The 22,859-nt window shown below is 54.2% G+C and carries 23 protein-coding genes and 4 pseudogenes; 11 read left to right on the top strand and 16 right to left on the bottom strand.

All coding sequences use genetic code 11. The features are described from left to right. Nucleotides 1-127 precede the first annotated feature (127 nt). Nucleotides 128-988, top strand: coding sequence for a LysR family transcriptional regulator (locus ACR0AM_RS14540; RefSeq protein ID WP_480623290.1), 861 nt, complete (start codon nt 128-130; stop codon nt 986-988). A 382-nt stretch (nt 989-1,370) separates the two neighbouring features. Here the strand turns inward: ACR0AM_RS14540 and ACR0AM_RS14535 are convergent, their stop codons facing one another. From ACR0AM_RS14535 to ACR0AM_RS14500, 8 genes are read right to left on the bottom strand one after another with little or no spacing between them, the layout of a single operon-like run. Next, nucleotides 1,371-2,888, bottom strand: coding sequence for an aldehyde dehydrogenase family protein (locus tag ACR0AM_RS14535; protein WP_480474665.1), 1,518 nt, complete (start codon nt 2,886-2,888; stop codon nt 1,371-1,373). Nucleotides 2,889-2,922: 34 nt separating this feature from the next. Further along, a complete protein-coding gene (locus tag ACR0AM_RS14530) occupies nt 2,923-3,267 on the bottom strand; it encodes a cupin domain-containing protein (RefSeq protein ID WP_480474664.1) in 345 nt (114 codons plus the stop codon). After that, nucleotides 3,264-3,629, bottom strand: coding sequence for a cupin domain-containing protein (locus tag ACR0AM_RS14525; protein ID WP_480474662.1), 366 nt, complete (start codon nt 3,627-3,629; stop codon nt 3,264-3,266). Before ACR0AM_RS14525 ends, ACR0AM_RS14530 begins: the two co-directional genes overlap by 4 nt. Next, nucleotides 3,626-4,912 (bottom strand): glycosyltransferase, encoded by a 1,287-nt coding sequence (locus tag ACR0AM_RS14520; RefSeq protein ID WP_480623289.1) that lies wholly within the window; start codon nt 4,910-4,912, stop codon nt 3,626-3,628. Before ACR0AM_RS14520 ends, ACR0AM_RS14525 begins: the two co-directional genes overlap by 4 nt. A gap of 24 nt (nt 4,913-4,936) precedes the next feature. Then, nucleotides 4,937-5,950 (bottom strand): ABC transporter ATP-binding protein, encoded by a 1,014-nt coding sequence (locus tag ACR0AM_RS14515; RefSeq protein ID WP_480623288.1) that lies wholly within the window; start codon nt 5,948-5,950, stop codon nt 4,937-4,939. 44 nt (nt 5,951-5,994) lie between these two features. Next, complete coding sequence (locus ACR0AM_RS14510) at nt 5,995-6,777, bottom strand: ABC transporter permease (protein ID WP_480623287.1); 783 nt, start codon at nt 6,775-6,777, stop codon at nt 5,995-5,997. Further along, entirely contained in the window at nt 6,777-7,709 is a 933-nt protein-coding gene (locus ACR0AM_RS14505) for an ABC transporter permease (protein ID WP_480623286.1), read from the bottom strand. The genes ACR0AM_RS14510 and ACR0AM_RS14505 overlap by 1 nt, the downstream gene beginning before the upstream one ends. Then, on the bottom strand, nt 7,710-8,780 hold the full coding sequence (locus ACR0AM_RS14500; protein ID WP_480623285.1) for a polyamine ABC transporter substrate-binding protein: 1,071 nt from the start codon (nt 8,778-8,780) through the stop codon (nt 7,710-7,712). A gap of 178 nt (nt 8,781-8,958) precedes the next feature. Between ACR0AM_RS14500 and ACR0AM_RS14495 the strand changes: the two genes are divergently transcribed. The 4 genes and pseudogenes from ACR0AM_RS14495 to ACR0AM_RS14480 all read left to right on the top strand — a co-directional run bounded on the left by ACR0AM_RS14495 (nt 8,959) and on the right by ACR0AM_RS14480 (nt 12,843). Further along, the gene (locus ACR0AM_RS14495; protein WP_480623284.1) at nt 8,959-9,882 is read left to right on the top strand and encodes a GntR family transcriptional regulator; all 924 of its coding nucleotides are present in this window, start codon (nt 8,959-8,961) and stop codon (nt 9,880-9,882) included. A gap of 7 nt (nt 9,883-9,889) precedes the next feature. Next, complete coding sequence (locus ACR0AM_RS14490) at nt 9,890-11,179, top strand: nucleotide disphospho-sugar-binding domain-containing protein (protein WP_480623283.1); 1,290 nt, start codon at nt 9,890-9,892, stop codon at nt 11,177-11,179. A 178-nt stretch (nt 11,180-11,357) separates the two neighbouring features. After that, nucleotides 11,358-11,519: pseudogene (locus tag ACR0AM_RS14485) on the top strand (transposase); the annotation flags it as partial. A gap of 52 nt (nt 11,520-11,571) precedes the next feature. Next, nucleotides 11,572-12,843: pseudogene (locus ACR0AM_RS14480) on the top strand (IS3 family transposase). Between the two features lie 143 nt (nt 12,844-12,986). On the opposite strand, the gene ACR0AM_RS14475 reads toward ACR0AM_RS14480, so the two are convergent. The 3 genes from ACR0AM_RS14475 to ACR0AM_RS14465 all read right to left on the bottom strand — a co-directional run bounded on the left by ACR0AM_RS14475 (nt 12,987) and on the right by ACR0AM_RS14465 (nt 14,807). Beyond that, nucleotides 12,987-13,442: a hypothetical protein gene (locus ACR0AM_RS14475; protein ID WP_480520140.1), complete on the bottom strand. Its 456-nt coding sequence runs from the start codon at nt 13,440-13,442 to the stop codon at nt 12,987-12,989. A 126-nt stretch (nt 13,443-13,568) separates the two neighbouring features. Continuing rightward, nucleotides 13,569-14,326 (bottom strand): IS5 family transposase gene (locus tag ACR0AM_RS14470; RefSeq protein ID WP_480623282.1). Its coding sequence is split into 2 segments (ribosomal slippage): nt 13,569-13,990 and nt 13,990-14,326, totalling 759 coding nucleotides; the frame shifts between segments, so codons are not numbered across the junction. Nucleotides 14,327-14,399: 73 nt separating this feature from the next. Next, nucleotides 14,400-14,807 carry a universal stress protein gene (locus tag ACR0AM_RS14465; RefSeq protein WP_480623281.1) on the bottom strand — a complete coding sequence of 136 codons (408 nt, stop codon included), beginning with the start codon at nt 14,805-14,807 and terminating at the stop codon, nt 14,400-14,402. A 214-nt stretch (nt 14,808-15,021) separates the two neighbouring features. Between ACR0AM_RS14465 and ACR0AM_RS14460 the strand changes: the two genes are divergently transcribed. Further along, nucleotides 15,022-16,373 (top strand): IS3 family transposase gene (locus ACR0AM_RS14460; RefSeq protein ID WP_480623280.1). Its coding sequence is split into 2 segments (ribosomal slippage): nt 15,022-15,358 and nt 15,358-16,373, totalling 1,353 coding nucleotides; the frame shifts between segments, so codons are not numbered across the junction. A gap of 62 nt (nt 16,374-16,435) precedes the next feature. On the opposite strand, the pseudogene ACR0AM_RS14455 reads toward ACR0AM_RS14460, so the two are convergent. The 5 genes and pseudogenes from ACR0AM_RS14455 to ACR0AM_RS14435 form a co-directional block, all read right to left on the bottom strand. Further along, nucleotides 16,436-16,887 (bottom strand): annotated as a pseudogene (locus tag ACR0AM_RS14455) (IS6 family transposase); the annotation flags it as partial. A 230-nt stretch (nt 16,888-17,117) separates the two neighbouring features. Then, nucleotides 17,118-17,609, bottom strand: a complete 492-nt coding sequence (locus tag ACR0AM_RS14450) for a VOC family protein (protein WP_480623279.1) — start codon at nt 17,607-17,609, stop codon at nt 17,118-17,120. Nucleotides 17,610-17,618: 9 nt separating this feature from the next. Then, nucleotides 17,619-17,969 (bottom strand): nuclear transport factor 2 family protein, encoded by a 351-nt coding sequence (locus ACR0AM_RS14445; RefSeq protein ID WP_480474642.1) that lies wholly within the window; start codon nt 17,967-17,969, stop codon nt 17,619-17,621. A gap of 30 nt (nt 17,970-17,999) precedes the next feature. Beyond that, entirely contained in the window at nt 18,000-18,308 is a 309-nt protein-coding gene (locus ACR0AM_RS14440) for a putative quinol monooxygenase (protein WP_480474640.1), read from the bottom strand. Between the two features lie 77 nt (nt 18,309-18,385). Continuing rightward, nucleotides 18,386-19,243, bottom strand: coding sequence for a helix-turn-helix domain-containing protein (locus tag ACR0AM_RS14435; protein WP_480623278.1), 858 nt, complete (start codon nt 19,241-19,243; stop codon nt 18,386-18,388). A 99-nt stretch (nt 19,244-19,342) separates the two neighbouring features. Between ACR0AM_RS14435 and ACR0AM_RS14430 the strand changes: the two genes are divergently transcribed. From ACR0AM_RS14430 to ACR0AM_RS14410, 5 genes and pseudogenes are all read left to right on the top strand, one after another. After that, entirely contained in the window at nt 19,343-19,924 is a 582-nt protein-coding gene (locus ACR0AM_RS14430; protein WP_480623277.1) for a TetR/AcrR family transcriptional regulator, read from the top strand. 107 nt (nt 19,925-20,031) lie between these two features. Further along, nucleotides 20,032-20,577, top strand: coding sequence for a thioredoxin family protein (locus ACR0AM_RS14425; protein ID WP_480623276.1), 546 nt, complete (start codon nt 20,032-20,034; stop codon nt 20,575-20,577). 17 nt (nt 20,578-20,594) lie between these two features. After that, entirely contained in the window at nt 20,595-21,275 is a 681-nt protein-coding gene (locus tag ACR0AM_RS14420) for a glutathione S-transferase family protein (protein WP_480623275.1), read from the top strand. Nucleotides 21,276-21,534: 259 nt separating this feature from the next. Further along, a pseudogene (locus ACR0AM_RS14415) lies at nt 21,535-21,767 on the top strand (IS6 family transposase); the annotation flags it as partial. 412 nt (nt 21,768-22,179) lie between these two features. Continuing rightward, nucleotides 22,180-22,680 carry a GNAT family N-acetyltransferase gene (locus tag ACR0AM_RS14410; RefSeq protein ID WP_480623274.1) on the top strand — a complete coding sequence of 167 codons (501 nt, stop codon included), beginning with the start codon at nt 22,180-22,182 and terminating at the stop codon, nt 22,678-22,680. Nucleotides 22,681-22,859: the final 179 nt, after the last annotated feature.

The following is a 22,859-nucleotide window of genomic DNA, read 5'->3' as shown; positions in this document are numbered from 1 at the left end:
TTTCTTCCACTGTGGCCGCTGCTGCGTGACTTCGCAAAGCAGAATTGTTATTTCTTGGCGTAGAAAAACTAAGGCTATGATGATGAGCGTTTCCCCAAAGCGCCCCAAAGGGCCCCCACTGAACGCAATGCGCGCTTTCGAGGCGGCGGCGCGCCACATCAGCTTTGTCGCCGCGGCCGAAGAGTTGAACGTCACACCGGGCGCCATCTCGCAACACATCAAAACGCTGGAAGGCTGGGCCGGTGCACCCCTTTTCCGACGCAACGCACAAGGCGTAGAACTCACGCCCGAGGGGCAATCGCTGGTTGCTGGATTTACCCGGGCTTTTGACCAATTGGCCGACGCGACCCAGGCGCTGCGCAACCTTAAACCCAATGCAGATTTTCATATCGCTGCCTTGCCGGCCATTGCTCAACTCTGGCTCCCCAAAAGGCTACGCCAGATCCGATCTCATTTTCCCGACATCAGTTTTTCCGTCACAGCGCTGGAAGCGCCGCCGAGCCTTGGGCGCGAACTGTTCGACCTGTCAATCTTCTTCGCTCCACCGAACGACACGGCAAATCAGGTGGTTGTTTGCCCGGACGAAATCGTGCCGGTTTGTGCCCCGACACTTAAGGACCAAATATGCCGCGCAAACGGTTTTCGGGATTTACCGTTGCTGCACGATCTGGTGTGGAGTGAAGATTGGACCAAATGGGCCCAGCACTCTCGCTATGACCTGCATAATGCCAAAGGTGGTGCTCAATTCTCCCTCTACAGTCTGGCCGTAGAGGAAGCCAAGGCGGGCGCAGGAATACTGATGGGACATCTGTGCCTGATCGAAGACGCCCTGGCCACGGGCGAGCTGATCGTTGCGCATACCAAGTCGTTTCAAACCAACCGAGGACTGGTGATTCAATTGCCACAACGCACGCGCAGGAGACTGGAAACGGACCAGATTGTTGCCTGGTTGTCCCGTCGACCGAAGCCACTGACTTTCGGTTTATGAGGCTGACGAGATGAGGACGTTAAGCAATTGATCGAGTGGATCAATTGTAGTCTGAACTGCCTGTGTAGAGATTATTCGACCTGGTTGCGGGAGCCGGATTTGGCCTATGTCGAACGTCAGAGGAACTATTAATCTAACGGACCAACTGTACACATTCCCGGTTGTTTAGATAAATGACCTTATTGGGACGGATGGAAGACCCACAGTAGAAAAGCGCTGAAGATGTCTTGCGGATTTTCCAGCCATTGGCCCGCTTGTGCCGGAGGGCCGCGGACTGCCCGAACCGGACATTCTAAAATAGACTTTGCAGTTCCGGTTGGCGCGACTATCCTCCCGTTAGCTCATCATCCTTTGTAGAGTCGATCATGTCGCACCGATCACCCTAACCGGTGTGCTTTCTCCCGCCTTGTACGTCATCAGAATAGAACCAGTCGTCGGGATATGGATACCACCAGTCCGCCTCCTTCGCCTTCGGGTCGATCACGACCATCTTGGATCGCCTGAATGCCTCGAGTCCCTGAAGGCCTAGCGTGCGTCCAAGTCCGGAATTCTTGATGCCGCCAAAAGGCAAAGCATCGTTGTCCACCAGCGGGTTGTTGACCCAAACCATCCCCACCTGTAGTTCATTCACCCCCTGAAATGCCTCCTCCAAGTCGCTGGTAAACAGGCATCCGCCAAGGCCGAACTGCGACGCGTTTGCCAGTTCAAGTGCTTGGTCAAAGTCGCTAACCCGAATGACCGAAGCGACCGGCCCAAAGACCTCTTCCTGAGTTAGCAACATGTCCGCCGTCACGCCGGTCAGGATCGTTGGTTCGAAAAACCAACCTGGCCCTACGTCATCCGGGATACAGCCTCCTACCTCAACCACCGCGCCTTTCTCCGTTGCATCGCGTACCAGCCGCACGACCTTATCTCGCGCTTCCTTGGAGGCCAGAGGTCCAATTTCCGCCACCCCCATGCCGTCGCCGATGCGCAGTTTCCGGGTTCTGGCCACGAACTCGTCGACAAAATCGTCATATACATCTTCGACCACAAAAATCCGTTCAGACGATGTGCAAACCTGACCCGACTGCAAAAAGGCAGCAGTCACTGCTCCGGCAGCAGCGACCGCGATGTCGGCGTGTTTACTGACGATAAGTGGATCGCTCCCGCCAGCCTCGATAATTGCCGGTTTTAAACTCTCTGCTGCGGCCACTGCGACTGCACGACCTGTCGGCACGGACCCTGTAAAGGCGACCACATGGGTTTTGGGGCTGGCAATCAACTGTTTACCCACGTCTGCCCCGCCCGGCACGCAAGCAATAAGATCTTGTGGCAGCGCCTGAAAAAACTCCATGAACGCCATCGTGCACAAAGTTCCTGCGGGTGAGGCTTTCAACACAACACCGTTACCTGCCGCAAGTGATGCGGCCATCGACCAGCAGCCAAGAATGAGGGGGAAATTATATGGAACCACATGCACGGACACGCCGTAGGGCTCGTATGTCTGATACTGAAAAGATCCAGTTTGCATGGTGCCCGCGATCTTGCCCGCGTCATTGCGCGCCATCTCGGCATAGTACCGGAAAACCGGCGGGATATTCGCAATCTCGCCGATCGATTCAGGGTAAGGTTTGCCCGTTTCCAATGTCATCAAACGGGCGACCTCAGTCATGTCGCCGCTTTCGATCTCGTTGGCGATCTGATGCAATACCCGCGCGCGAGACTTGCAGTCCGTTGCAGACCATTTCCTTTGCGCCGCATTGACCCGATCCAGAACCTGGTCCACGATCTGCGGCGACGGTTCACCAAAAACCCCGACGGGCTGCAAGGTAGACGGGTTGACCAGCGTGGTCCCACTACCCTCCAATAGGACATGCCTAGGGTTTAGGTAGTAGCTGGATTTGAACGGGTCACGCATTGGGCAGCCCCCTTGTTTAACAGGCATTGCGCCGTTAGCGGATCATGTACACTTTCTTGACCGTCTCGTGGACAGTGCATACGCCTTTCCAGTCCTGCGGAAAAAAGGCCGCCGTATCGGGCGTAATCTCAATTACCTCTCCGTTTTCATGGACATAGGTACAGCGGCCTTCCAGAAAGTGGCAGAACTCGTCCTTGGTGACGTGACATTCCCACTTACCGGGAGTGCAGACCCAAAGGCCGCATTCGGACCGGCCGTCAGGCCCCTTGTGGATCAGCTTTCCCGACGTGCGGGATTGCCCTTCAATCATCGTCGGGATTACCCCCCAATCGACAAGGTCAGTCTGCTGGAGCGGGTTTTGCATACTTGGCGTGGTCATGATTCAGGTTCGCGATCCGTTAGGTAGTAAGTGTTGCGCAATGTTTCCACGACCGTGCATTCCCCTACCCAACCGGCGGGGAATAGTACGGCCGTTCCGGGCGTAACTTCGATGCTTTCGCCTGCATCCGACCGATACACCGCGCGGCCCTGCACAAAATAGCAAAACTCGTCACGCGGGATCGTTAGGCGCCAACGGCCTGGAGTACAGACCCATGCGCCGATCTCCGGCCGATTGTCCGGGCCTTTGTGAACCAGCAAGCCCGATGAATGCGACTGGCCTTCAATCATGTCCGGCTGTAACCCCCAGTCCGTAAGGTCGGTGCGGGTCGAGATTTCGGAAAGATGCGGGGCGCTGCTCATTCCGCGGCTTTCAGGATGTCGTCGAGAATGCCAGCTGCCTTGGTCGGACCATGCCGTGACTGCATGTGAGCAGAGGTTGCCGCCATCTTCGCCTGCATTCCTGGATCGTTGATACATTTGTCGAGTGCAAAAGCCAATTCATCATCGGTCCAGTCGTATCGGTGAAACCCGAACCCGTGGCCTGTTTCCTGAACACGAGTGGCGTTATCGTGGCCGTCCCAGACATAGGGCATGATGATTGCTGCTTTGCCGAAATACAGGCACTCGGTGAACGAGTTGTTACCGCCATGATGTATCACCGCGTCAACCTGTGGAATTACCGAAGGCTGGGGATACCAGCTCTGTATGTGCACGTTGTCGGGAATGTCTGTGTATTCGTCCATGTAATCCCCGACATTTACGAGCGCCCGGTAGGGCAACTTGGAAATGGTCGAAATGATCCTCTTTAGCAGGTCGGTGTCACCTGCGCCAAGCGACCCGAAAGATACATAGAGAAGTGGTTTGTCATTGTTGGACTTAAACGTTGGCACCTCAAAGGGTTCTTCTTCGCGCACGCAACCTTCGAGATACTGGAACCTGTTCGGGTCCAGTGGGTTCTGCCTTTCGTACTTTGCCGGCTCAGGATAAAGCAGAAGGTTCATTGTGGGCGACGCTTCGAAAAACTCTCCGATCGGATAGGCGTCTTCGTTGCATCTGGCCAGGAACGCGTTGTAGTCGTCATGGATCGGCTTGATCACCTCGTGGAAATATGCCTCATAGGCCTTCATGCCCTCGCGGTCATCCACCCGGCAGCCCGATAAGTGCGGCGGCACAATCGGGTCTGGGATTTCGTTTTCGGAACATGAGATGATCCGCACCCACGGTACGCCGAACTGCTTGATGGCTGGGAACATAATGACATTATCCACGCAGATCATATCTGGTTTGATTTTTGCCAGTACCTCGGGCAGATCTTTTTGCGCCCATTTTGCGCTGTCGACGATCGCCTCCCAGCAATCCTTTACGTAGTTATCGATCTGGTCAATCGGGCTTTTGCGAAAATTTGGGATGTGACCGTTGATGAAATCTTCCCAGAACTTTGCCATCGCCTCGGGTTCCATCGGCTCGGACAGGGCAACAGGATGCGCCTCAAACCCATAACCTTCATATACCTCGACAAAGCCGGGATCGCTTAGAAATACGGCCTTATGGCCCAGTTTCTCGCAGGCCTGCGCGATGCCAACCGAATTCAGCGCAGGGCCAAAGGCAGCTTCGGGGAAGAAGGCGATGGTTTTCTGTGACATTGTAGGTCTCCGGTTAGATTTGGCTTAGCAGTTGGGCAGGATGCTGGAATGTTTGGCGTCCCATACGCAGTGGACATCCTGACCCGGCTGGATACTTTCACGGTCGGCTTGGCTAGCGGGCACACGGGCGGAAAGGATGCTCCTCCCGCCGCGAACGCGTACATGCACACCCAGGTCTGACCCGTGATAGGCGACTTCTTCGACAATGCCGGGAAGGCAGTTGCGTCCATCTTGAGGGGCGGTCTGCATCAGGCTGACCCGTTCCGGGCGCACAGCAATTGTGGCAGCACCGCGCAGCTCGGAAACACCCCTCAGCATTCCCACCCCGTCGACATCGACACCGCCGTCGACGGCGTTTCCATCCAGAAAGTTCATCACGCCGATAAAATCTGCAACAAAGCGCGATCCGGGTTGTTCGTAGAGCTCGTGAGGAGTACCGACCTGCGCCAGCTTACCGTCATGCAAGACCGCGATCCGGTCGGCCATAATCAGGGCCTCTTCCTGGTCATGGGTCACAATCAGAAATGTAATCCCTACCTCGTGCTGCAACCGTTTGAGCTCCAGCTGCATCTCTTCTCGCAGTTTCTTGTCCAGAGCTGAAAGGGGCTCATCCAGCAACAGGACCTTTGGCCTTTTGATCAGCGCGCGCGCCAAAGCAACCCGCTGTCGCTGCCCACCGGAAAGCTGATCCGGCTTGCGCCCGGCGAAGCCCGAAAGTTTCGCACTTTCGAGAACCTCGGCCACTCGCGTTGCAATTTCGTCCTTGGGCAATTTCTCCATTTCTAACCCATAGGCGATGTTTTTTTCGACGCTCATGTGAGGAAACAAGGCATAGGACTGGAACATCAGGTTCAGGGGCCGCCTGCTGGGGCGTATATTTGTCACGTCCTGCCCGGCAACGATTACCTGTCCTTCCTGTGGTGTTTCGAACCCGGCCAGTGTCCGCAACAGAGTGGTCTTGCCGCAACCCGATGGGCCCAGAAGTGCAAAGAACTCGTTGTCGCGAATATCCAGCGAAACGTTGTCGATCGCAGTCACCAAACCGTATCTCTTGGTTATATTCCTGAGTTGAATCGCTTGGTTCATCGGCTGAAAACCTCTTTGTCGGCACGCTGCGCGAAGAAGACCAGCGTGAACGATACAAACATGACGATGGTAGCCATCGCATTGATTTCCGGCGTTACGCCAAAGCGGATCATTGCGTAAATCTGCATCGGCAATGTGGTCGAGGATTGCCCGGCACCGGCGGTGAAAAAGGCAATAATGAATTCGTCCACAGACAGGGTGAAAGACAACAGCGCCCCGGCGATAACCCCCGGCGCGATGGCGGGCAGCAGAATGCGACGAAAGGTGGTGAATTCGCTGGCCCCAAGGTCGGCACTGGCCTCAAGTATCGAATGGTCGAAATTGCGCATCCGCGTTCGCACCACGGCGACAACGAACGCAATGTTGAACACGACATGGCTCAGAATGATCGAATGAAGCCCGAGCGTCATGTTGAGCAGAGTGAAAAAGGACAACAGCGCGATGGCCAAAACTATGTCCGGGATGATCATCGGCGCGAACAGAACCGCGTCTAGAACTGAAGAATTACGCCGTGTCTCGACCCCGACCGCCAAAAGCGTGCCGATTATTGTCGCCAGAACGGTCGAGATTAAGGCCACGATTAGCGTGTTGCGCGCCGCCGACAGTATTGGATCCGCGGTAAACAACTTGCTGTACCATTCCAACGAAAACCCGGTCCATACAGTTGGAAGTCCGGCCCGGTTAAAGCTTAGCGCCATGAGCACGAGGATCGGCACATAGAGAAAGGTATAAAACAATACCAGGTGCAGCTTCAGGCCCATGTTGAATCGGCCCCGCATCAATCCTGCCCTCTCTGTCCCGCTGCGCGATTGGCCAATACCGCCTGTGCGAACAAAAGCCCCATCATAATCGCAATCAGGAACATCGACAGCGTTGCTCCGAACGGCCAGTCGCGGGCGCTCAGGAACTGGTCATAGATCAGGTTTCCAACCATCTGAAGTCGCCCGCCACCAAGCAAATCGGGCGTTATGAAATTGCCGATCGACAGCACAAAAACAAAAACACCACCTGCCGCGATGCCGGGAACGGTCTGTGGCAGTATCACCCGGTAGAAAGTGATCCAAGCGGGCGCTCCAAGATCTTCCGAGGCTTCTATGGTTTCGACATTCATGCGGTTCAGCGATGAATAGATCGCCAGAACCACAAAGGGGGTGTAGTTGTAGACAAGTCCAACGATCACCGCGAAATTGTTATAAAGCAGAGACAGCGGCTCATCGATCAAGCCTGCCCTCTGGAGAGTATTATTGATCAAGCCCTCGCGGTTCAGCATCACGATCCAGGCGTAAGTGCGGATTAGGTAGTTGGACCAGAACGGCAGGATCACCAAGATCAGCAAACCGGTCTGCCAACGGCGCGGTGCCAGCGTGATGGCATAGGCCGCCGGATAGGCGATGAGGATCGCGATTATGGTGGCCAGAAATGCAATCTTGGCCGAGCGCAGGAAGATTCCGAGGTATAGTGGGTCGGCGGCCCGCACAAAATTTTCAAACGTAAAGACGTAGTCGATGCCGCCATAGATACCGCGTTCAAAGAACGCATAGGTAAAAATAAGACCACACGGCACCACCATAAGAAGCGCAAGCCAACCCAGGCCCGGCCCCAGCAAGATCACCGATTTCAGTCGATTGGTCATATACTTGGCAATCTGTGGAGTGATATCGTATCGGCCCGACCCTTTGTTCGGGTCGGGTTTTGCTGAGGGTTTGATCACTTATTGTGCGGCCATAACTTCGGTCACGGTACGTGCAAAGGGTTTCTGGCCATTGCCGAGATCGCGCAACTGCTCGTACTTGGTAAGGTCTGCAGGCGACATTCCCATGTTCGGGAAGGTTTCGATCAAGGACGGGTCCAGCGCCGCCATCGCAGCCTTGTTCGGCGTTTTGTAAAGGATATTACTGGCAACCCAGACACCGACATCCGCGCCCAAGACATAGTTCACAAAGGCATGCGCCGCGTCTTTGTTTTCAGATGCATCTGTGATGACTAGCGCATCTACCCACAGATCCGATCCTTCTGATGGGATCGTATACTTGATGTCTGCGTTCTCACCGATGCCGTAGTTACACCAGCCATCCCAGGCGTGAACCATCGTTGCCTCGCCCGATACCAACTTCAGATAAAAAGTTGCATCGTCGTAGGCCAGCAGATCCTGCTTCGCCGCAACCAGCAGGTCCTTTGCAGCCGCCAACGTCTCATCCGACGTATCGTTCAGCGACTTTCCGAGGGCTAGCGCGGCAGCTCCCATCAGCCAACGATCCGTCGAGAGCATTGTCACTTTGCCTTTCAGGTCGTCAGAGGGTTTGAGCAGATCATTCCACGAAGTCGGCTCTGCCATCAGGTCTGACCGGTAGCATAAGCCCGTCGTGCCCCAAGCGTATGGCATTGAATAGTTGTTGCCCGGATCATGAGCCAGCTCTTTAGCTTCGTCATACAAGTTGGACGCATTCGGAACCTTATCGTGGTCGATAGCAGCCACCAGCCCCAAGTTGTTTAATGCTTCGGCAAATGGCGACGAGACGAAAAGAACGTCATAGCCCTTGCCCCCACCGGCTACGACTTTGCCCATGATTTCTTCGTTGGTGCCATGCACCGAATGCTCGGCCTCGATACCGGTTTCCTTGGTGAAATTCTCCAGCAGGTCCGGCGGCATGTAACCGTCCCAGTTCGAGATCACGATTTTTTCTGCTTGGGCCGCTCCGGCGAATACGCTGAGAGCGCAAACCGCCCCGGCTGTGAGCCAAGCAAATGGCAAACGGAACGAATTGGTGAACTTGCTGGTCATGTCTTCCTCCCTTGACATCCGCGCTCGCTTCTGGGGCGAGATATGTGATGCAATCACGGTATTTTTTGATTAAATAAAACTCAACAATTTTTTGAATCATTTTTGTGTGGCCCGGTGAAAACATTTAAAGTACCGTTTTTATTGTATATTAATTAAGCATGACGAAAGCCGCCTTGTTATGTCGCCAAGCAAACACTTGAAACTTGCTCAAAAAATACTGGACGTTGCGATGGATCTCGACTTGCATCAGGGCGACAGGCTGGTGGAAAAAACCCTTGCTGATTCGTGCAGCGTCTCTCGCACTCCAGTTAGATCCGCATTGAGGCTACTGGAAAAAGAGGGGATGGCACGCAAAGCGGCAGAAGGTGGGTTTGTCCTAGAATGCGAACCCGAAAAGGGGCATTCGATACTCAACCAGCATTCGGTTGGAGCAGGTGCCGATCTCGCTGGTGACATCCTACGAGATCGCGGAGCCCGACGCCTGGACGGCGCCATCAATGTCACAGACCTGATCCGGCGATATTCAGTTTCCCGCAGCGCTGCACAGCGTGCGCTCGAAGCTCTCCTAGCCCAAGGCGTGATTCAGAAAGCCGAAGGCCAATCCTGGGTGTTCACTCGCATGCCCGGAGACCGTTCAGGACGGATTGAGAGCTACGAATTTCGTCTAATACTGGAACCGCAGGCCATTCTGTCCGACGGTTTCAAGTTGGACACCAAGCGCGCCGATCTGGTCCGCACCCAAACCGAAGCGCTTCTGGCGCAGTCGGAAAACTCCTTCAACAGCCAGGAATTCCAAGACGCGGATCTTGCCTTTCACAAGCTTATCGCTCGTTCGTCCGGCAACCAGTATCTAGCTTCTGCTCTCATTGCCCATCATGGGTTGCGCCACCTGCCAGGCGGATCATTCGGTATGATCGACTTTCGGATGAGGCAGGCGCTTGATGAACATCTGCGCATACTTGATTTCATCGAGCAGGGTCATTTCGATCTTGCGGCGGATCAGATGAGGGTTCATTTGCGGCTTTCAATGAACCAAAGACCCAGCGTCGCCAATCGTGGCGCGCCGGCGCTTGTCCAAGCGACCCGCGGGTCAATCCGATGAGTGAATGATGAACCGCGAGGAAGCACCTTTAATCGCTTTTTTCCCTGAAGCTAGTTTTGGGGCTGCACTGAATTGTGTGGGGATCGCTCAGGAGCTTCGCGCAATGGGCGCACTCCCCGTTTTCCTGACCCACGGTGGCTTTGGTGGCGTATTCGCAGATTACGGTTTTGACGAGTTCGCCGTCCCAGTTCAATCAAAGTTGACAGAAGAGGAAACCCAGACCTATTGGCAGGAATTCCTGAGTCATCACCTACCGCATTTTAGCATGCTCCCAACTGACCAACTGGCCACCTATGTAGAGCCCGTTTGGAGCGCAATCGTCGAGACTGCGGAATCGGTTGAGCAGGGGTTGGAAACGGCGCTAGAGCGGATCAACCCGGATGTCGTCGTTCTCGACAACGTCATCATGTTCCCAGCCATCGTACGATCCGAGCGCCCATGGGTCAGGGTCATTTCTTGCGCGGAAACCGAGTTGCCAGACAACTGCCTACCGCCGTACCTGTCCGGCCTGCCGGCATCTGACTTGGCCGGGTGCGCGGCATTCCGGGACCAGTACCTGGAGACCCTTGGCCCAATTCATGCTCGCTACAACAAATTTCGCCAGGATCGGGGACTTGAGCTATTGCCTAATGGTGAGTTCCTAGAAACATCACCGCATCAAAACCTTCTTTTGGCGCCATCGATAATTCGCCACGATCGTGATCAGGCGCTGAGTCCTGGACAATTCACCTTTCTCGAAGGCTGCGTACGCCAAGAAGGTCCCTACCGTGTACCTCAGATGCCCCGTAACGATGGGCCTCTGGTGTATGTAAGTTTTGGTAGCCTGGGTGCTATGGATGTCACATTCTTTGAAAGCCTGTTCGACGTATTCAAGACAATGGACATGAGGTTTCTGGTCAATGTCGGGGCCCAGATCGATGCCTATTCCAGAGTACCAGACAATGTTCATCTGCAGGAATGGTTCCCGCAGCCTTCCGTGGTTGAACAATGCGATCTGTTTATCCACCACGGCGGTAACAACAGCTTTTGCGAAGCGCTGTATTTCGGGGCCCCGTCGCTGATCCTCCCCTATTGCTGGGACGGGCACGATAACGCCCAGCGAGCAGTTGAAACCAGTGTCGGGCTCAGGTTGAATCGGTGGGATTGGACGCCGGAGCAGCTGGAGAATGCGATTAACCGACTACTTGGGGACGCTGAGCTAAAGGCCCGGCTGGCGGCGAACTCAGAGTTCATGCGGTTGAGAAAGTCGGTTCAGTTAGCTGCTCAGAAAATTCTGGATTGTGTAAAACCTAACTGAATCTAGTTTTGTCCCGTCGGTCATCCGTTTTGTAATTAAGGATGGAAGGGAACATCGCAACGAACTCGTAGTCACTGAACCTAAAGTGTCGGTTTTGGGCATATTCTGGCGAAAAACTCTTCGTTGATTGAGGCACAAGTCGCTGATTCAATGTCCGTACTGAACGGGAGAATGAGCGATGATGGGGCCAAGGCAGCATACACAAGGGTCACTGTTCTACGAATTCTCGATTGAGGATCATGTTCCGCAAGACCATATTCTTCGAGGTATAGACCGGTTCGTCGAACTGTCTGATATCCGTCGACACCTTGTTCTGTTCTATAATTCGACTGGCCGACCGTTGAACCGCTCCGAGTTTTCCGGAGGCTCCAAATCGAGGAAGGATTGGAGCCATGGAAAGAGACAATAGAGCGAACCACTATTCACCTGAGACACGCGCAAGGGCCGTGCGGATGGTGCTCGACAATCAAGGCAGCTATGAGAGTCAGGCGGCAGCGATCAAGGCGATTGCGCCGAAGATCGGCTGTGGCCGGGACACATTGCGGCGTTGGGTTCAGCAGGAGGAAACTGACCTTGGCCGCCGGGATGGTGTGACGTCGGAAGAGCGGACCAGGATCAAGGAACTGGAACGCGAAGTGCGGGAGCTGCGTCAGGCCAATGAGATCCTAAAAAAGGCCAGCGCGTATCTTGCTCAGGCGGAGCTCGACCGCCCACTGAAACGATGATCGGGTATATCCACTGCCCGGCTAGGCATTGCGGGACGCAATGTCCCGAGAGGGGGCGATCACCGGGCCGAGTATTGGGTCGAGCCGATCTGCCGGGTTTTGCCGATCGCCCCTTAGACCTTCTACGACCATCTGGCCGTTGTCCGTGATCCGGATCGTGCATCTGATCGCGCCAAACGGGATGCCGTCCTGCGGCGCGAAGTGCACAGGGTGTGGGATCAGAACTTCAAGGTCTACGGGGTGCGCAAGGTCTGGCATAAGATGCGCCGCGAAAGCTTCGATGTGGAACGCTGCACGGTGGAACGGCTGATGCGACAGTTGGGCATACAGGGCGTTGTTCGCGGCAAGGCCCAGAAAACAACGCGGCCGGGCAAGGCACTGCCATGCCCGCGCGGCAAGGTGAACCGGCAATTCCGGGCACCGGCCCCAAACACGCTCCGGGTCAGTGACTTCACCTATGTCTCGACTTGGCAGGGATTTGTCTATGTGGCCTTCGTGATCAACACCTTCGCCAACCGGATCGTTGGCTGGCGAGCGTCACGTTCCCCGCAGACCCTGTTCGTGTTGGATGCCCTCGAACAGGCGCTCTATGAACGGCGACTAGGTGACGATCTCATCCATCACAGCGACCTGGGCAGCCAATATGTGTCGATCCGCTATACCGAGCGGCTGGCCGAGGCCGGGATAGAGCCCTCGGTCGGTAGCGCCGGCGACAGTTACGACAATGCTCTGGCCGAGACGATCATCGGCCTGTTCAAAGCCGAGGTCATCCACCGGTTAGGGCTGTGGAAAACCGCCGATGCTGTCGAATGGGAAACCCTCAAATGAGTCGACTGGTTCAACAACCGCCGCCTGCTGCAACCCATCGGAAACATCTCGCCAGTAGAAGCCGAGGAGACATTCTATGAACAGTGCAATGAGTCCGATAAAGTCGCCTGAAACAGAGTAATCGGTCTCCGGGAAAACCGGGGCGGTTCAGCCCTTTTGAACCGTCTGGAAACGCACAAGTAACGACTTCAATAAAATTATGACCCATAAATCGACGTAACTTGCAGGTAGTTCCAGAGACTGCATCGCTTGCGTCACTGTCCGAACTGCGGATCGTAGCCCCCATAGACTTGGCGCCCGGCGCTATGAAAGTCTTCCTGAAATTGGCAATCGCGGCCGCGAACTTTCAATATAGCTGTTGCAGCCAATGAATTTTTAAGTTCGCTATCTTTAAAAAGGACGCGAGCGATGTCGGGCAAAAACTCTTCCCCGCGAGGGCAAGCCAAGGCAAATTTCGAAACGAAATCGCCGAAGAATTTGCGTAATCTCTCTGGGCTAGTTTCATTTGTCTCGCAGGCTGCATTGATCAATGCATCTTCAAGAGCCTGCTCAAATGCAACGTATGCCTTCGAAACGCCATTCACATCGATCCACAGTGGGTGGTCTTTGCGTCTTGCGAAGTCAGCTGCACGCAAAAAGAGATCTTGAGTAGATGCTGTAGTGGAGGGATACGTTCCTCTAAGAGAAATCAGTTTCCGAAACTGTGACATTTCCCAACTCCATTATTGGTTATCGATACAAAAATGGAGATGGCGTTTGGTTCGGGGTGATAGGATGTAGCCTACGGTAGAATACAGTTATATGGTTGTGTCGCTAGGGCCTGGACTCATTGAGTTTCAAAGCCAGTAGATGACGATGGCCGCGAGAGCGATGGCTGACAGGAAGACCTTTGGGCACCTGTCGTAACGGGTCGCCACACGCCGCCAGTCCTTGAGCCTGCCGAACATGATCTCGATACGGTTGCGGCGTTTGTAGTGCCGCTTGTCGTACTTGACGGGCTTCTTGCGTTGTTTTCGCCCCGGGATAACAGCGCGTATCCCTTTGTCTTTCAACGCATCTCTGAACCAGTCGGCGTCGTAGCCTCGGTCTCCGAGCAGCCATTCGACCTTTGGCAAACCGCCCAGCAATGCCCGTGCGCCGATATAGTCACTGACCTGTCCGGCGGTGATGAAGAGGTCGAGCGGTCGTCCCTGGCTGTCGCAAATGGCGTGAAGCTTGGTGTTCATACCACCTTTGGTCCGGCCAATCAGGCGACCGCTCCCCCCTTTTTCACGCCCATGCTGGTCGCGGTTCGGTGGGCTTTGAGATACGTTGCGTCGATCATCACGGTCTTCTCTTCACCATGCCCGGCGGCCAGGCCGGCCATCATCTCGGCAAAGATGCCTTTGTCGCTCCATCGCTGCCATCGATTGTAAAGCGTCTTGTGCGGGCCATAAGCTGCAGGCGCGTCGCGCCAGCGTAAGCCATTGCGATTGATGAAGATAATCCCACTCAACACACGCCGATCATCGACACGTGGCTTACCATGAGATTTGGGAAAATAGGGCTCAAGACGCGCCATCTGCGCGTCGGACAACCAGAAAAGATCAGACATATCACCGCTCGTTTTTCGAGCCGTCAATCATGCCGCTACACAGAAATCAATGGGTCCTGACCCTAACCTTGGATCAACGAATTACGTGAACCGAACACCTTGCGTGATGCACGACTCTGTTCGCAGAGGAACCTAGAAATAGGTCCTCGAAATCAGGCTTGTGCGAAGCTAATACGATACAATCCACGCTACTCTGATTTGCGAAATCGACAATAGCCCTGCCCACATGCCCAGAGATGAGCGGAGTCTCCGCGCCTGGAATTTCAGAAGCTGTCTGATGCAGGTTTTCCAGGATTCCGTGCCACGTATCTGCAAGCACTTCGCTTGGAATCTGAGACCTCACATATGCCGGGATAGGCTCTTGGACGTGCACTACGGTACATACAGCGTCTGCATCAGCCAATTGGCGTGCGGCCTCAAACGATGCTTGAGTGTCGTGTTCTTGGTCCAAAGCGACCGGGATCAGGATGTTCTTGTACATTTGACCTCCTCTCTACCGCTCCCACGATCTCAATCTGGTTTATTCGTCAGCAGTAAACTTAAACAGGTTCAGACTTTGAAGATTTCCCCCCCTCTTTGTAGGGGCTGTAACATCATCAACTGTTTTCTCTGTCTGACGTCAGCACCCACCGGACAGATTTAGGGGTTTGAGCAACGGAGGATTTCTGGTTCATCGAAGCCATTATGGAGCGAAGATGAACCAGAAGTCCGGAACATCGAAGGACGCCGCTGACAAGTTGGTCAGCGGCATCAAACGCAAGACCCGCAAACAGTACTCGGCCGAGGAAAAGAACAGGATTGTCCTGGCTGGCCTGCGGGGCGAAGAGAACATCGCCGCGCTATGCCGCCGCGAGGGCATTGCCGAGAGCCTGTACTATTCCTGGTCGAAGGAGTTCCTTGACGCTGGGAAGAACCGGCTGGTCGGTGACACCGCCCGCCAGGCGACGGCACCTGAGGTCAAGGCTCTGCGATCTGAAGCATTGGCCCTAAAGGAAGTCGTTGCTGAGCTGACGCTCGAGAACCGACTGCTCAAAAAAAGCATGATCGGGGATGGGGAGGACGACGCATGAGATACCCCGCCTCAGAGAAGCTTGAGATCATCCGCACGGTGGAAGCTTCGCACCTGCCGGTCAGGCAGACGCTGTCGATGCTCGGTAGCCCCAGCAGCACCTACTACGATTGGTATGCGCGGTGGGTCGAAGGCGGCGTTGATGCACTGGCAGACCGATCTCCCCGACCGAAGTCGGTGTGGAACCGCATCCCGGACGACATCCGCGAGGATGTTGTGGAGTTTGCCCTGGAGCACGAAGACCTTACGCCACGCGAGTTGGCGGTCAAATACACTGATGAGAAGCGCTACTTTGTCTCGGAGTCATCCGTGTACCGCTTCCTCAGCGCCGAGGATCTGATCACCGCACCGGCTCATGTGGTGATCTGTGCCGCGGACGAGTTCAGGGACAAGACAGTGCGCCCCAACGAGCTCTGGCAGACCGACTTTACCTATCTCAAGGTCATCGGCTGGGGTTGGTTCTATTTGTCCACGATCCTCGACGACTACAGCCGTTACATCATCGCGTGGAAACTCTGTACGACGATGAAGGCAGCCGATGTGACCGACACGCTGGAGCTGGCGTTGGAAGCATCAGGGTGTAATCAGGCCGGGGTCGTCCAGAAGCCACGATTGCTCCGTGATAATGGTTCATCCTACGTCGCTGCCGACCTGGCCGACTACCTTGATGCCAAAGGCATGGATCATGTTCGCGGCGCACCGCATCACCCGCAGACCCAGGGCAAGATCGAGCGGTGGCATCAGACGATGAAGAACCGTGTTCTTCTGGAGAACTACTACTTGCCTGGGGACCTCGAACGACAAATCGGCACCTTCGTCGACCACTATAACAACCATCGCTACCACGAGAGCCTGGCCAACCTGACCCCGGCCGACGTCTATTACGCCAAGGGTGCGAAGATCCTGAAAATGAGAGAGGAGATCAAGAAACAGACATTCCGAAAACGTAGGTTGCAGCACCAATCCGCTGCCGCTTAAACTCAAACAGAAACCGAACCAGAGCCTCCGTTACGAAAACACCAACCCATTCCGAAAAACTCTGACAACGGACACTTGTTGATGGCCTTGATTCCGGCGGTGTTGGCACCGTTCTTGTCGATGACGGTCTTGCTCGGGATTCCATTTGAAGACAGAGCTTTGGCAAAGAACCTGACGGCAGCTTGACGGTTCTTGCGCTCGGACAGCATGAAATCAAGGGTATTTCCTGCCTTGTCGACGGCCCTGTAAAGGTACATCCAATTGACGCGAACACGAATATAGGTCTCGCCCATGCACCAGGAGTTCAGCGTTGGGCGTTTCTTCGATTGCGCTCTTGCTGCGATCATCGTGAATACTTCACAACCCACCTGTTGAGAGTGGCATGGTCCACCTGAACGCCGCGTTCTACCAGGATTTCTTCTAAGTCCCGATACGACACCGTGTATCGCAGATAGAAGTACACAGCATACAAAACTGCATCCTTGGGGAAATGACAGCCCTTCAATGAGATCATGCTCAAAAAAACCTATTCGACGAGTACAAACCTCAAATCACGCATGCGCGTCAACTAAACCCCAGAGTTTGCGACACATCCCCGAAACGAGCACATGGAAGGCGCAGAATTCAACAGATCATTTTTGTCAATGCTTCGATTACCCCACCGTTCCGCATTTCTTCCAGTTAAGCATCTCAGATTACATATCAAAAGAGCCCACCCGCTGGGCAGGCTCCCCTGCTTTAGCGTTAGTCCTGCCCCCAGTGCGCGACTGAAGCAGGATCAAACCACTGTCCGCCAGCACGGGGAAAGTTCTCCGGGTTTATTTCCGGAAGTGGTTCTTCGCTGTTCGAGTTGAAATTCAGTTCGATCTGAACTCCGTTCGGATCGTACATGAACATCTGCACCAGTGTCAGCGAAGGAATGCGCCGTTCCCGGTAGTCTACACCAAGACGCTGACAGCGTTCGCGCATTTCCTGAAAACCATGCACAGAGAATGCAAGATGGTCGATGCAGCCAGTCCCTTCCGGTGCTGATCCATCATTGTTCAATGCCGCGTCACCGGTATAGAAGTGGATCGGCACTTCTCCAACCGAAGTGTTGAGTTTCAGCCAAAACCCAGGAAACTCGAATGGCGGACGAGGAGCTTCTTCCATACCAAGAACTTCGGTATAGAAACGCATTGTCGCATTAGGCTTCTGGGTCTTGATCGAAATATGGAACACGCCTGTGACTTGCATCGGAACACCTCAGATCCCTGTGCGGATCAACGGCGCATAAGCCGTTTGAACGCGGATCATTCCGTCCTGGAAGACAAATGTATCAACGCCCGATGTCACGTTATGAGTGGGCGACTTCGCGCTCCACTCGATATAAAGCGTGTCCTGTTCGTAAATCTCCTTGTGCAGGCCCCATTCCGCCTCTGGCAGGTGGGCCAGCAACTTGGTGAAGAACTCGTGAATCTCCGCCTTTCCCTTGTAGACGCGTTCGCCGGTCACGACCACGGACTCATCGGTATAGTCGGCGACGATTCCGTCGACATCGCGCCCACCAAGGGTTTCCAGGTGGTGCATGAAGATCTCTTTCGGTGTACGAGACATCTGTAGTTTCCTCCCTTTTTCCGCTTACGTTCAGAGGCTTGAGTTGACCGGATCCAAATTGAGCGTGTGCAGTTCGAACCCATCGACCAGGTCGTCCATGACCGCTTTGAACCCTTCGAGATGCGGCGTTTCCATATGTGCTTCCCAAAGAGGTTTGCTGGCCCATTGCTCGGTGAAGACATAAGTCAAACGGTCGTCCGAAACGTTCATCTCATATCGGATGCAACCTTCTTCGGCCCGGGTCGGTGCGACCAGGTCGACCAGAAGATGGTACAACTCATCCGCTTTTTCCGGCTTTGCCTTGACGATGGCGATGACGACGAGAACATCGTTGCTCATTCGTATTTCTCCTTAAGAGCCAATGTTGAGCTCTCAAGGCTAATAAAGTTGAGATGGGCAGTCTTTAGCTGTTTGCGTCAGAGATTTGCCATTTTGCTGCGATATTGGCTGGGTGACATACCGTGTTGCGCCGAAAACGAGCGCGAAAACTGTGCTTGACTGGAATAACCCAACTCGTCACTGATTTCGGCGCAGGTTTTTTTGGAAACCAATAACAGACGCTCCGCTTCTTTCAGCGTCCGAGCCCTAATCATATCGGCCGGAGAACAGCCAGCCCGCTTCTGTACAATCCGCAAAAGCCTGCTTCGACTGACGGACAACGTATTCGCATAATCCTGTACACCCCATCGCAAGTGGTGTTTGCGTTCCAGAAGCGTCAGGAAAGCGCCAAACATATCCGGCCTAGTCTGCCTTCTTTGAGCGGCTGGCTTTCGCATATTCTGTTCATAGGCCACACAATCAAGAAACAGCCGCCATTGCTGCTGCTGTAACGGTTGACGGCGTTGCGCGCGGCTCTCATCCTCCTCCGTGATCCAGTTCATCAGCGACAGCAGATGCCCGCGCAGACGTCGCGGTAAGGCAAGGGCGAAAACCTCGTTGTCCGAAAGAACGGGCATGTGAAACCCGAGATGCAAAGGGACGCGGGCCACAAACCCATCGAGTTCCCGGCGGTCAGTCCAGCCATGCACAACACCGGGCGGCAACGTTAGAACCGTACCGGGGTCAAGCTGGTGATCTGTGCCCTCAATGGAACAGGTTCCGCCACCATCGCTCAGAAGAAACAGTTCAAAATAATCATGCCTGTGAAGTTCATTCGGCCGATAGTGTGCATCCCGGAAGGCCGCTGCCAGCCTCTGCGCCAGGGGACGCGTCGCAAAATGGCTTGCTGCATGCGCCTTCAGCTTGTGCAGCGGAATGATGTCTGGCCTAGTCATGCAACACCTCCCTTCAAAGATTTCCCGCCAATATACTATTGATTGTACCGATCAGTCAAAATATTGTCGGATAAGCGCTACTGTTCCGGAGTCCGCTCAATGCCCTGGCAGAAAAATTTCGACGAAGAACAGGCCGTGGACAAAGCAACCGCTCTGTTTTGGAAACACGGTTATGACGCGACATCGATTTCCAACCTTGTTGAAGGCACGGGTATCAACAAAGGCAGCCTTTACAATGCGTTTGGCGGCAAGAGAGAGCTGTTCTTGCGGGCTCTGCTTAAATACGACCGCCAAAACAGGCGCGCAGGGCTGACGCGCCTGTCGGTGGAAAACACCCCTCGCAATGCTATTATTGCGCTAATGGATGGCACTGTGAAAGATACGCTCGCCGACACCCAGAAACGCGGTTGTTTTCTGGTGAATACGCTTGTCGAACTTCCGACTCATGGGGATGACGTGCGCAATGTGGTGATGAACGGCCTGCATGACCTCGAAGATTTCTTTTTACAGAATTTACGGGCGGGGCAAGTGACAGGTGAAATATCGACTGGGGTCGACGCCGAGGCCGCGTCCAAAGCGCTGATGGGTGCCGTGCTGGCCATGCGCGTTATGGGCCGAGGCGATTTCACCCAGGAAACACTGCAAGCCGTCGCAGATCAGGCAAAACGTTTGCTCGACTGATCATCGGGAACTTGATTTGACTGATCGTTTTAGACTTTACTTGTTTATACCGATCGTTCTAAAACTGCGAAAACCTGTTCCACTCCAGCATAAGGAGCATTTCCGCGATGCTACTTGATACCCCCATCTGTGAATTCGGTTGGAAAGCTCCAGCCTTTACCCTGCCGGACCCCCAGGGGAAATTACACAGCCTTTCCGATCATCTGACCCCCAAAGGGCTTCTGGTCGCATTCATTTGCAACCATTGCCCCTATGTACAAGCCATTGCCAAACGACTTGCCGAGGACACATCCGTGCTGATGGATAACGGGATCGGTGTTTTGGCCGTGATGTCGAATGATTTCAGCTATGCCCCCTCAGACGCCCCCCCCATGATGACGAAATTCGCAGCACATTTCGGGTTCCGCTTTCCCTATCTGGTCGACGAGGATCAAAGTGTCGCCAAAGCATATGATGCGGTCTGCACTCCTGATTTCTTTGGCTTCAACGGCAAGGGCGAACTGCAATATCGCGGTCGGATTGACAGCGCGATGATGGGTGATCCGACCGGTCGCAACCCCGAACTTTTGGATGCCATGCTGATGATCGCCAGGACCGGACAAGGACCACGCCGGCAAACGCCCAGCATGGGTTGCTCAATCAAATGGCGATGACAGGCTAAGGACGGAAAATGATTGATCTTTATACTTGGGCAACTCCAAACGGCTGGAAAATCTCCTGCACCCTCGAAGAACTCGACCTGCCCTACCAGGTCCACCCGATCGACATCACGACCGGCATTCAAAAAGAGCCGGACTTTGTCGCGATCAATCCCAATGGTCGCATCCCTGCGATTATCGACAACGACAATGGTGGTTTCCAGATTTTCGAATCCGGAGCGATTATGGTTTATCTGGCCGAAAAGGCCGGAAAACTGATGCCGACTGACGTAAAGGGACGTTCAGAAGTGCTGCAGTGGCTGATGTTCCAGGTTGGCGGGTTGGGGCCAATGCAGGGTCAGGCGAATGTTTTCTACCGCTACTTCCCTGAGAAGGTACCAGTGGCGATCAAGCGTTATCAGGATGAAACCCGTCGGCTGCTGGAAATTCTCGACAAGAGACTGGTAGATAACGAGTATCTGGCAGGAGAATTCTCCATCGCCGATATCGCTCATTGGAGCTGGGCGCGCATACATGACTGGGCTGGCGTTCGCGCGGACGACCTGGACAATCTGCAACGCTGGATTTCAGCCATTGCTGTGCGCGAAGGATGTTCCAAAGGTGTTCAGGTCCCGCATGCCACACAATATCATTTGCCTGACAGCGTCAAAGAAGAAACCCTCACTGCGACACGGTCAATTTTTGCAAAGTGACGACAAAGGACACCGGGCTGCCATTTGGCGTTCGGCCTGGTCTCTGATCCAACCAAGTGCTTTGCCCCCTGAAAACTGGATCGTTTAAAATCGGAGTTTTCTACTATTGGCACTGTGCGCAAATTTCCTGGAGGCGGACATATCCAAGGCGTGACCGTCGTCAGAGTTTTTCGAGGATCTGTTGCAGACTCATTTGCTGTTGACGAGGTTAGTTGCTGCGGATGAATGACTTTCGATAAAATCAGTTGAAAGTCAGTTCATGATTTCCTTCAAGGGCGCGCAATATCCAAAGGATGTGATCCTGTTCGCGGTGTTTTCTACGTCCGACACGGCGTATCATACCGGGATCCGGAAGAAATCATGGCCGAGCGCGGTGTTTCAGTGGACCACACCACGCTAAACCGATGGGAAACACGGTATTCTGGTGCAATCGCTGAGGCAGCACGTCGCCGCAAAGGGCCATGTGATCGTTCGTGGAGAATGGACGGAACTCTGAGTAATTGAACAGCAGCTCTCTTGGCCGGTGCATGATGGCATCGGAACAGCAATGGGAGAGCAAGATGGAACAGTGTTTTGTTGGACTGGGTGTCTCGAAAGCCGAGACGTCGATTTGTATCTTCGACGAGAATGGTGTCCTTTATCTTCGGTTAGGGAAATAACGGACCCGGATGTGAAATATGCGGCATTGCGCGACTACGTCGATACCATCCGTTGCGACGAGCATGAGACCGGCCGAATGGCGAACTGGCTATACACTGAGTTGGCGAATCGGGGGTTGCCGTCGCGTATGCCGGGTTTAACCTTCGTCTGCTATGCGGGACTTGCTGCCGTTCCTCATGAACTGGCTTTCAACCGAACAATCGACTAGCCTTATCGTTGATTTATTCACAGATTGACTATGGGCATGAGCAACCAAAATTTTCGCAACGCTTCACCAATGGATGCAACCCGCTGCTTTGAAATTGAGACGCTAGCATACGACGGCGATGAGGCAGCGACACATGAAAAAATTTCCAAGCGCATCGTTGAGTATCCGCAAGGCTTTTTAATCCTGGAAGTCGACAACCAAATCGTTGGCTTCATAAACAGCGGATGCGCGTATGATGTTGAAATGTCTGACGAAGACTTCAAAGAACTCATCGGGCATGACCCGGTTGCTCCAAATGTCGTGATTATGTCAGTGGTAGTAGATCCGGCACATCAGGGCCTTGGCTTGTCCACCGAGCTAATGTCTGAATTCGTTAAGCGTATGACTGACGCGAAAAAGGAAACCATCCATCTTAAGTGCAAAGAACACCACGTCCCCCTCTATGAGAAGTTTGGCTATCGGTACACTCAGCCATCCGCATCTGATCACGGTGGGGTGCGGTGGCATGAAATGATGATGGACCTCCGTAGAGACTGAAATGGTAGGTATGGGCTCTGAGCCGACACTCGCGGTTTTGGCTGACGGTGCTGACAGCACTGACGGTGGGGGGTATTGGTTTTCATGATGGGGTAAGAGTCGGCTTCAGGTAGCGTCAGAATGAGAGCGCTTTGATAGCTGTTCTTTGCTCCGTAGCGTAGCACCGTTGTAGCACCGGG

It is taken from the genome of Ruegeria sp. AD9, assembly GCF_056542305.1.
This window is presented reverse-complemented; position numbering and strand designations above follow the sequence as displayed.

What these genes read in the sequence shown, in the direction of transcription:
- ACR0AM_RS14540 (WP_480623290.1), top strand. Translation starts at nt 128, where the DNA reads ATGCGCGCTTTCGAGGCGGCGGCGCGCCACATCAGCTTTGTCGCCGCG.
- ACR0AM_RS14535 (WP_480474665.1), bottom strand. Translation starts at nt 2,888, where the DNA reads ATGCGTGACCCGTTCAAATCCAGCTACTACCTAAACCCTAGGCATGTC.
- ACR0AM_RS14530 (WP_480474664.1), bottom strand. Translation starts at nt 3,267, where the DNA reads ATGACCACGCCAAGTATGCAAAACCCGCTCCAGCAGACTGACCTTGTC.
- ACR0AM_RS14525 (WP_480474662.1), bottom strand. Translation starts at nt 3,629, where the DNA reads ATGAGCAGCGCCCCGCATCTTTCCGAAATCTCGACCCGCACCGACCTT.
- ACR0AM_RS14520 (WP_480623289.1), bottom strand. Translation starts at nt 4,912, where the DNA reads ATGTCACAGAAAACCATCGCCTTCTTCCCCGAAGCTGCCTTTGGCCCT.
- ACR0AM_RS14510 (WP_480623287.1), bottom strand. Translation starts at nt 6,777, where the DNA reads ATGCGGGGCCGATTCAACATGGGCCTGAAGCTGCACCTGGTATTGTTT.
- ACR0AM_RS14500 (WP_480623285.1), bottom strand. Translation starts at nt 8,780, where the DNA reads ATGACCAGCAAGTTCACCAATTCGTTCCGTTTGCCATTTGCTTGGCTC.
- ACR0AM_RS14495 (WP_480623284.1), top strand. Translation starts at nt 8,959, where the DNA reads ATGTCGCCAAGCAAACACTTGAAACTTGCTCAAAAAATACTGGACGTT.
- ACR0AM_RS14490 (WP_480623283.1), top strand. Translation starts at nt 9,890, where the DNA reads ATGAACCGCGAGGAAGCACCTTTAATCGCTTTTTTCCCTGAAGCTAGT.
- ACR0AM_RS14475 (WP_480520140.1), bottom strand. Translation starts at nt 13,442, where the DNA reads ATGTCACAGTTTCGGAAACTGATTTCTCTTAGAGGAACGTATCCCTCC.
- ACR0AM_RS14465 (WP_480623281.1), bottom strand. Translation starts at nt 14,807, where the DNA reads ATGTACAAGAACATCCTGATCCCGGTCGCTTTGGACCAAGAACACGAC.
- ACR0AM_RS14450 (WP_480623279.1), bottom strand. Translation starts at nt 17,609, where the DNA reads ATGCAAGTCACAGGCGTGTTCCATATTTCGATCAAGACCCAGAAGCCT.
- ACR0AM_RS14445 (WP_480474642.1), bottom strand. Translation starts at nt 17,969, where the DNA reads ATGTCTCGTACACCGAAAGAGATCTTCATGCACCACCTGGAAACCCTT.
- ACR0AM_RS14440 (WP_480474640.1), bottom strand. Translation starts at nt 18,308, where the DNA reads ATGAGCAACGATGTTCTCGTCGTCATCGCCATCGTCAAGGCAAAGCCG.
- ACR0AM_RS14435 (WP_480623278.1), bottom strand. Translation starts at nt 19,243, where the DNA reads ATGACTAGGCCAGACATCATTCCGCTGCACAAGCTGAAGGCGCATGCA.
- ACR0AM_RS14430 (WP_480623277.1), top strand. Translation starts at nt 19,343, where the DNA reads ATGCCCTGGCAGAAAAATTTCGACGAAGAACAGGCCGTGGACAAAGCA.
- ACR0AM_RS14425 (WP_480623276.1), top strand. Translation starts at nt 20,032, where the DNA reads ATGCTACTTGATACCCCCATCTGTGAATTCGGTTGGAAAGCTCCAGCC.
- ACR0AM_RS14420 (WP_480623275.1), top strand. Translation starts at nt 20,595, where the DNA reads ATGATTGATCTTTATACTTGGGCAACTCCAAACGGCTGGAAAATCTCC.
- ACR0AM_RS14410 (WP_480623274.1), top strand. Translation starts at nt 22,180, where the DNA reads ATGAGCAACCAAAATTTTCGCAACGCTTCACCAATGGATGCAACCCGC.